The organism is Robinsoniella sp. (assembly GCF_034124845.1).
The window spans coordinates 1-8,265 of the sequence record NZ_JAWYAJ010000554.1 but is presented as its reverse complement, the minus strand read 5'-3'; the positions used below and the strand labels follow the sequence as shown (position 1 = coordinate 8,265).

At 39.4% G+C, this 8,265-nt stretch carries 8 protein-coding genes and 1 pseudogene; 7 read left to right on the top strand and 2 right to left on the bottom strand.

The window, feature by feature from the left end; translation table 11 throughout:
* From ACH2DQ_RS27570 to ACH2DQ_RS27555, 4 genes and pseudogenes are all read left to right on the top strand, one after another.
* Positions 1-416 (top strand): annotated as a pseudogene (locus ACH2DQ_RS27570) (ABC transporter ATP-binding protein); the annotation flags it as partial.
* Positions 403-1,539, top strand: coding sequence for a hypothetical protein (locus tag ACH2DQ_RS27565; protein WP_394911878.1), 1,137 nt, complete (start codon positions 403-405; stop codon positions 1,537-1,539). The pseudogene ACH2DQ_RS27570 and the gene ACH2DQ_RS27565, both read left to right, overlap by 14 nt.
* Positions 1,540-1,692: 153 nt before the next feature.
* A complete protein-coding gene (locus tag ACH2DQ_RS27560; RefSeq protein WP_394911877.1) occupies positions 1,693-2,220 on the top strand; it encodes an RNA polymerase sigma factor in 528 nt (175 codons plus the stop codon).
* Positions 2,150-2,803 (top strand): hypothetical protein, encoded by a 654-nt coding sequence (locus tag ACH2DQ_RS27555; protein WP_394911876.1) that lies wholly within the window; start codon positions 2,150-2,152, stop codon positions 2,801-2,803. The genes ACH2DQ_RS27560 and ACH2DQ_RS27555 overlap by 71 nt, the downstream gene beginning before the upstream one ends.
* 31 nt (positions 2,804-2,834) lie before the next feature.
* On the opposite strand, the gene ACH2DQ_RS27550 is transcribed toward ACH2DQ_RS27555, so the two are convergent.
* Positions 2,835-3,716, bottom strand: a complete 882-nt coding sequence (locus ACH2DQ_RS27550; protein WP_394911875.1) for a helix-turn-helix domain-containing protein — start codon at positions 3,714-3,716, stop codon at positions 2,835-2,837.
* Between the two features lie 226 nt (positions 3,717-3,942).
* On the opposite strand from ACH2DQ_RS27550, the gene ACH2DQ_RS27545 reads away from it, so the two are divergent.
* Positions 3,943-4,977, top strand: a complete 1,035-nt coding sequence (locus tag ACH2DQ_RS27545) for a hypothetical protein (protein WP_394911874.1) — start codon at positions 3,943-3,945, stop codon at positions 4,975-4,977.
* A gap of 83 nt (positions 4,978-5,060) precedes the next feature.
* Here the strand turns inward: ACH2DQ_RS27545 and ACH2DQ_RS27540 are convergent, their stop codons facing one another.
* On the bottom strand, positions 5,061-6,713 hold the full coding sequence (locus ACH2DQ_RS27540; RefSeq protein WP_394911873.1) for a diguanylate cyclase: 1,653 nt from the start codon (positions 6,711-6,713) through the stop codon (positions 5,061-5,063).
* 236 nt (positions 6,714-6,949) lie between these two features.
* On the opposite strand from ACH2DQ_RS27540, the gene ACH2DQ_RS27535 reads away from it, so the two are divergent.
* Positions 6,950-7,528: a TetR/AcrR family transcriptional regulator gene (locus ACH2DQ_RS27535; RefSeq protein ID WP_394911872.1), complete on the top strand. Its 579-nt coding sequence runs from the start codon at positions 6,950-6,952 to the stop codon at positions 7,526-7,528.
* An 82-nt stretch (positions 7,529-7,610) separates the two neighbouring features.
* The coding region (locus ACH2DQ_RS27530; protein ID WP_395028712.1) for a thiamine pyrophosphate-binding protein at positions 7,611-8,265 on the top strand (655 nt) is incomplete at its 3' end.

The following is an 8,265-nucleotide window of genomic DNA, read 5'->3' as shown; positions in this document are numbered from 1 at the left end:
ATGAACCCACAGCAGGTCTGGACCCCAAGGAACGAATCCGTTTCCGCAATATAATCAGTGCACTTGGCAGCAACCGCATTGTAATTCTATCCACACATATTGTATCAGATATTGCATATATAGCAGATCGAATCTTAATCATGAAACAGGGACGAATTATAAAGCAGGGAGTTCCAGATGAGCTGATACAATTTGCAAGAGGAAGTGTATGGGAATGCCTGGTACCTGAAAATCAGGCAGAGATATATAACCGGAAATATGCCGTCAGCAACTTAAAAAATATAGATGGAAAGGTTCTGCTTCGGATCATTGCAAAAGAAAAACCGCTGGAAGAAGCTGTACCGGAAGAACCTAATCTGGAAGATGTATATCTGTATTTTACAGAGGAAGCAGGTGGACAGCATGAGAATTTTTAAAATGGAATTCTATAAAATTTATTCGAAGAAGATAATTTATTTCGGTTTAATCGGCAGCATTCTGTTTCTGTTATTTTATTTCTGGATGTCTGTTCTTGGGAGCGAATATATGTACATCGATGGAAAATGTTACACCAGAACTGCTGCAATACGGGAAAATATCAATACAGCCCGTGAATATGCAGGACCATTGACAAAAGAAAAAGTACAGGAAATCGTAAACCGGTTCGGTTATACCATAGAAGCAGACCAATTAGAGACTGATCTTAAAACCGGAAATACAAAAAAAGGCTATTACGAAAACAGTACCAAAAAATTTATTACCGAAAATTTAACCACGAAAAGGTTTAACAGGGAAGGAGAGATGCGACTGATCTCTGAACAGGATTCACCTGTAATTGCAGAATTAATGGATGGAACCCGCACTTTTGGTTTTACGGATGGATGGGGAAGTGATTTTCGGGAAATGCAGATGATGGTTATGGTGATCACTTCTGTCCTGATCGTAATTGCATCAGCACCTGTATTTTCCGAGGAATATGCGCTGCATACGGCTGATATTCTTATGATTACAACATATGGAAAACAAAAAAGTGCAGTTTCTAAAATATTGGCGGCGCTTTGCTTTTCTACACTATTATATTTCACGGTTACGGCACTTCTTTTCAGCGCCTTTGCTGCCACATATGGAATCAGTGGATTTTCAGTAAGTGCGGATCTGGTATTTTCGGATTTGGCATTTTCAAAAATAAACGATGGAACAGTGGGGAGTGTACTAATTCAGTATATAGCAGCAGGACTGCTTGGGAGCTGGGTAACAACCTGTATAACTTTATATTTTTCCGCAAGACATAAACAGAGTTTTTCCGCTCTTATCTGGGGGATGATGATTTATCTGCTGCCTATTATTATTAACACAATTATCCTCTCGCCTCTTCGTCCAACCAGATTTATCATGATATGCCGTATGATAATCAGATGGTTTCCAATTTATCTGCCAATGAATGTATTGAGCGGAATCGTGCCGATACAGCATTATCTGAGCTATGTGTGTTCCTTGCTGCTGATTGTAGGAGGAAGTATTTTAGGCGTAAGAAAATATATTCGGTACCAGGCAGGATAAGAGAAAAAATATCATGATCATAAAAAATAAGAATTTAATTATAAAATTTGTGACAAAAGGGTTGGGCAGTTTGTTTTATATATGAGATCTCAAAAAAATAATAAAACAATATAAGCCAACAACGAACGAGCGGGAAAGGAGGGTGGTGCCTGTTTGGATGAAAAAATATTGGAAGTGTTTGAATGCTATAAAGATATGGTTTTTCGATTAGCACTTAGTTATACAAAATGTATTGCGGATGCAGAAGATATCAGCCAGACGGTTTTTATAAAGTTATATGAAAATTATGGCAAAATAGAGCAGGGAAAAGAAAAAACATGGCTGCTGACGGTAACTGCGAACCAGAGTAAAAATCTTCTGAAATCCTTCTGGAGAAAGAAAACAGAGCCTTTGGAAGATATCTATACATTTGAATACCCGGAGCAAAGCAGCGTATTTGTTTATGTAATGGGATTGAAGCCAAAATACAGGGTTGTTATATATCTTCATTATTATGAAGGATATGATTCAAATGAAATTGCCCGGATACTCGGAATTACCCAGTCAGCAGCAACAACCAGATTACAGCGGGCTCGCAGGATGCTGCGAAGCAGATTAGAGGAGGAGAATAATGGAGAATTTGTACAAGCAAAGTATGGATCAGGTGAAAATGTCTCAGGTATGTGCAAAGAGAATCCGTAAAGACTATTCCTGTTGTGCTTCCGGGCATGTTACGGGGAAGCATCCCCATTTCAGGAGCTCTTTTAAAATGAATCGGGCAGCGATTGCCGTAATGGCATTTTTCATCTGTTTATTATCTATAACAACCGTAGCATATGCAGCTACAAATGGTCAGATATTTGATTATGTATATTCATTTTTCAGCGGTGGCGGAATCCGGTATGAGGAAGGTGAAAATGGAGAATCAGCAACGATTGTCACCATGGGAGAGGATAGTGTTGCTCCGGCCGTAATGGATAATGGCAGATTGTATTTTGTGGCTGCGGGAAATCATGTGGATATAACGGATCAAATATCCGAAGAAAAGCCGTTTCTTTTTGAAATCACGGATGACCAGGGAGTGATTCACAAATATATTATTGGAGGTTTGCCCAAAGAGGAGCATTTTGGTTATCAGGAAATTCTATTTAATGAGAAGGGAGACTGCCTGGGCAGTTCAGGCAGTTATGGCAGTCAGATAAAAGAGGTCAGGGAAGAATGTGGCATTGAAGATATAGCATGGCTTAAAAACGGTAAAAAGCAGTTGGGATTGGAAGAGTGGTAATGATTTCACACACTTGGAAAACTTAATAATGTCATGGTATATAGTTCTGAAATACACGTTTGCAATAAGAGTTGGGGGATTCCCCCAGCTCTTTTTTGAACATATGGCTAAAGGCAGCTGTATCACTGTATCCAAGCTTTTCAGCTAAAGCAGTTATTTGTATATTACCTGCGGAGAGTTGTTTTTTTGCATAGTCAATTTTGAGATAACGGAAGTATTCCAGGAATGTTTTTCCGGTTTTCTTTTTCAGCAGTTTTGTTATGTATTGCCTTGTAAATCCAAATTCACCGCATAACAGGTTCAAATTAAAATCCCGATCTAAAAAGTGAAGATACATGTAGGCGGCAATATCATCTCCAATGGTTATTTCCGATGAAAGTCTGCCTGATTTTTGTATCATGTGCTGCAGCAATTTCTGAAAGAGGCTTTGATTTTCCAGCAGCGTATTTTTCGGGTATCCAGTTACAAGTTCTTTCGCCAGTTCTATTGTGTTATCCGTACATGAGGACTGCATAGGCAGCTGTAATTTGAAATAAGGAGGAAACATTCCGGAACCGGTATCCAGGATTTCCATAGACGGTACAGTGGCACCCCCACGGTTTATTATATTCCATTCCTCCGTGGGCATGAAGTGAATAAAATAAAAAGATGCAGGATCCGGTTGCGGAGGTACTCCATAATGAAGCACATTAGGAGTCTGGATAAACCAATCTCCTTTGTTTAATATGTAAAGCTGGTTATCCTCCATAATATGTATACAGCCGGAACGGACAAACATGATATTAAAGGCAGGAAAGATCCTTTTTACATGCACCTCGTTCGGCACAAAATCTTTACGCCCACAAAAAATAAAAGATGGCATGCTGTGGGAAAGATTGGTAAGAAATTCTGTTTTAAATGTAGATAAGGGCATATATTCCTCCTTTATAGATGCAGAATGTAAATCGCTTTCTTCCTGTTTAAATTTACAAACATGATCAAATAGTTTCCAAAATAACAAGTGCCAGTTCCAGACAAACATATACTTTCTTAAATATATTCTATATAATTATCCTTGTCAACAGGCAAAAGAATGATGAAACAGGATCGATGAATCAGGGACGGGGATTCACAAACGAATAATCAGGAGGTGCATGAGCATGATACCATTTTTAGAAAAAGATAGGAAAGAGACACCATTAGTCTCTAATGATGAAATGGAACAAATATATAAGGAATTGCAGACACCATACAAATGGGGAGCAGTTGTCAAAATGGAACATCAGCTAACGGACTGTCCAACCATTTTTCGAAAAGAAGGGTTATGGTATATGATGTATACTGCAATTGACCCTGGTGCAGAGAATATGGGATATGATACCTATCTGGCTGTTAGTTCAGATTTACTGCATTGGGAGGAAAAGGGGAAGATCCTTACCAGAAGCAAGGAAGGCTGGGATGGCTGCCAGGTAGATGCAGGATTAGCTCTGCTGGATACAGCATGGGAAGGAGAACATGCGCTTCATTCTTATGGTGGAAAATATTGGGCTACCTATCTTGGGGGAGAACTGCCCGGTTATGAGACACCCCCCTTACATATTGGTCTGGCATGCAGTGATGATCCGACTCAGGCAATAGAATGGGAAAGAAAGGCACAGCCGATTCTTCGCATGGATGATAAGGACAGCAGGTGGTTTGAAACCTTTACTTTATATAAATCTTATGTATTTCGGGACGAGGAGGAAACCTTAGAATATCCGTTTGTGATGTTTTATAACTGCAAAGGGGCTTCTGATATGCCGGAACGGATTGGAATCGCCGTATCAAAAGACATGGAAAACTGGGAGCGTTATGGTGCGAATCCTGTCATCGATAACGGAGATATCAGAGGAAACTTTATTTCCGGTGATCCTCAGATTATAAAAATGGGAGACGTATGGGTCATGAATTATTTCATAGCTATGTCAGAAGATGGAAAATGTACCGCTTTTGACACTTTTGCGGTATCCCGGGATTTGGTGAACTGGAGAAAGTGGGAAGGAAGACCACTGGTTGAACCAAAAGAGGAATGGGAAAATACATTTGCCCACAAACCGTTTGTGCTGAAGCATAATGGGGTTGTTTATCATTATTACTGTGCATGTAATGACAAAGAAGAACGGTTTATTGCAGTAGCAACTTCAAAGGAAATGTGAGAATAAATTCCGCCCCGCGGAAACAACCATACCAGATTTGCAGCAACATATGTTATGCATATATGCTGCTGCAGTAATTACGATTAATCATGCAGGGATTTCATTTTTGCTTTATTAAAGTACATTGCATTGTCCGCCCTTTTGAATACATCCTGGAAGGTGAAATCGGTTGATTCTGAATAGACGGCTATTCCTTTCGCAACAGAAATTTTGATTTTGTTATGAGGCTGTTCATTGTATACGTCAATATCACACTGCAGCTTACTTAGTAACTGCATACTATTTTTATAATCTTCATTTTCCAATAGAGCAACAAATTCATCTCCGCCAATCCGGTATATGGGACTTTGTTTGAAAGTATGGCAGATGATTTTGCAGGTATCGGCGATTAGAATATCACCAAAATCATGTCCGTAGGTGTCATTCACATTTTTCAGTCCATTAATATCAAACACGATTACTGCAAATTCCGGTCGTTTTAACCGGGCAAGTTCATCCATTTGATTTGCAACTTCTAAATATGCAGTTTTATTTTTTACTCCGGTTAGAGGATCCCGATAGGCAAGTTCATTGATATAGGAAATATATTTGTGAAGATGTTTTACAGTTTCACGAAAGCTTTCAGCTAAAGTGCCTACTTCATCTTTGGAGTGATGTGTTATGGAAATACTTAAATCTCCCGCAGCTATTTTTTGTGCCGCATCCGTAAGCTCCAGTAGGGGTTTTACAAGACGTCTGGTAAAAATAAAGGTAAGTATGATTGTAAGTGCCACGATCACAAAGGAGGCAATTAAAATTTGCAGGATCAGCTGATTCGCCTGTTTGTCAATATCCGAAGTGGGTGCAGCAAGTACGAGGCGCATGCCATTTTGCAAGCTTCGAAATGCAGCTTTTCGCTGATATCCATGATAGTTATAAGTAATCAGTGACTGCTGGCTGGAATCTTTCAGAAGCATTTCTGCTGCTTCACGGAATTCCCCATTATTATAATCCATTAAAGCGGTTCCCCGGGGTAAGTCCTGATGGTAGATAAGGTTTGCGTTTTCATCAGTTAAATAGGCATAACCATTCTCATAAACAGTTGTCTCCTCAACAATTGTCTGGAGTACACTAAAATCAATATCCATACCAACAACGCCAATAAAAATATCATTTACGTAAAAAGGAATGACATAGGAAATCATTTCTATGTTAATGTTGTCATTCAGGTAAGGCTCCATCCAGGTTCCTTTTTTGTTTTTTGCAGGTTCATAGAACCAGCCGACTCTGGAAGTATCAGAGGGATCATAGAGGGACAGATTAGTGGGCTCCAATGACTTGAACGTGCTGTCAGTACTGCTTTTACTGCAAAACAGCCCGGAAGTAGGGCTGGTATATTCCGGATTGTAACGTATATAGACAGTCATGGCACCTTCGGTATTTGCAGCAGCATTTATGGCTATGTCTGTTAAATGATCGGTGAATTGATCCACATAAGAGGAATCAGTTTTGAATTTATCAGAGTCTACAATCTGTCTGGAAGCATATAGAGTCAGGGTATTAACCGACTGTTCAATCCGGGAAAGAAGAGCGCTGATTTCCTTAGACTTATTTTCACATAATAAGTTCATGATCTGGGCAGAATCTGCTGATACAGCTTTTTTCGAGCTTAAAATGCTGAAACTACCGATGACAAATGATGATGACAGCATACATCCCAAAACCAGTGCAATAACTTTTGTCTTTAATGATTTCATTAGAAATCGCTCCTTTTTTCATAAATTTGTAGTTTTTTCTAATTTTACTATAGCTACCACATCAATAATATATTAGAAATCGGGTTAAAAAGCGAAAAATGTGGTTTCCAGTAAACTTTAGTGATAAATTTATGAGCAAATCAAATATTAAAACCTAATGAAAAAATCTTATTGACAATCATTGCATTCTCGCATAGAATGAGAGTACTTACTTGCATAGAGGAAAGGTGAGAGGAATGGATGATACAAGCCAAAAAATTATAGATGCAGCTATGACCTTAGTAAGAGACAAAGGTTATGTTTTGACAACCACGAAGGACATTGCAAAATTAGCAGGTGTGAATGAATGCACTTTATTTCGAAAGTTTTCCAATAAAAAGCAGATGATCATGTGTGGCATGGAACAGGAAAAATGGAGGGGAAATATAACCCCGGAGATATTCCAAAATGTGCAATGGGAGTTACAGCCGGATCTGGAAATGTTTATGACAGAATACATGAACCGGATAACGTCTGATTTTGTTAAACTTTCCATTGGGCTGCGGGCACCGCAGATCTATGATGACGCAGCACCGTTGATTATGAAAATACCACAGGCATTTATTTCCTCACTTATAACGTACTTTGAAAGTATGGAGGAGAAAGGAAAGATATCTCATACGGATTTTGAATGCCTGGCGATGACTATTTTTTCCAGTACATTTGGATTTACCTTTCTAAGCGCATCATTTGAACAAGGCCTGGTGAAAACCAAACGGGATGATTTTATAAGAGAAACGGTTAAAACGTTTGTCAACGGCATATTGAATGAATAAACTGACGGTACCATCTTTGATCGTACCGTTAAATAATAAGCGAAGAGCAAGCAAGTGCTTGCATGAAAAGGAGGAATGGAAAATGCAAATATCAGGAGCAGATTTATTTGTAAAGGCATTAAAGGAAGAAAAAGTAGATACATTATTTGCTTATCCCGGTGGACAGGCCATTGATTTATTCAATGCCCTCTATGGAACTGAGGGTATTCAGGTTATACTCCCAAGACATGAACAGGGATTAATCCATGCTGCTGATGGCTATTCAAGATCAACTGGTAAGGTAGGAGTTTGCCTGGTTACCAGCGGTCCGGGTGCTACAAACCTGGTCACCGGCATTGCAACCGCAAATTATGACAGCGTGCCTCTCGTTTGCTTTACGGGGCAGGTGCCAACTCACTTAATCGGAAATGATGCTTTTCAGGAAGTAGATATTGTTGGAATTACCAGAAGCATCTGCAAATATGCAGTTACGGTTCGTAAACGTGATGATTTGGCTGAAATTATTAAAAAGGCGTTTTATATTGCGAAGTCCGGAAAACCTGGCGTTGTTGTAGTGGATCTTCCGAAAAACATTCAGCAGGAACCCGGAAGTGATGATTATCCCAAACAGATTGAAGTCAGAGGTTATAAGCCAAATACAGCGGTGCATATCGGACAGATCAAAAAGGCATTGGAATGCCTGGAAAGATCCAGCAGGCCGGTGTTTCTCTTGGGCGGTGGTGTCAATCTTGCCCATG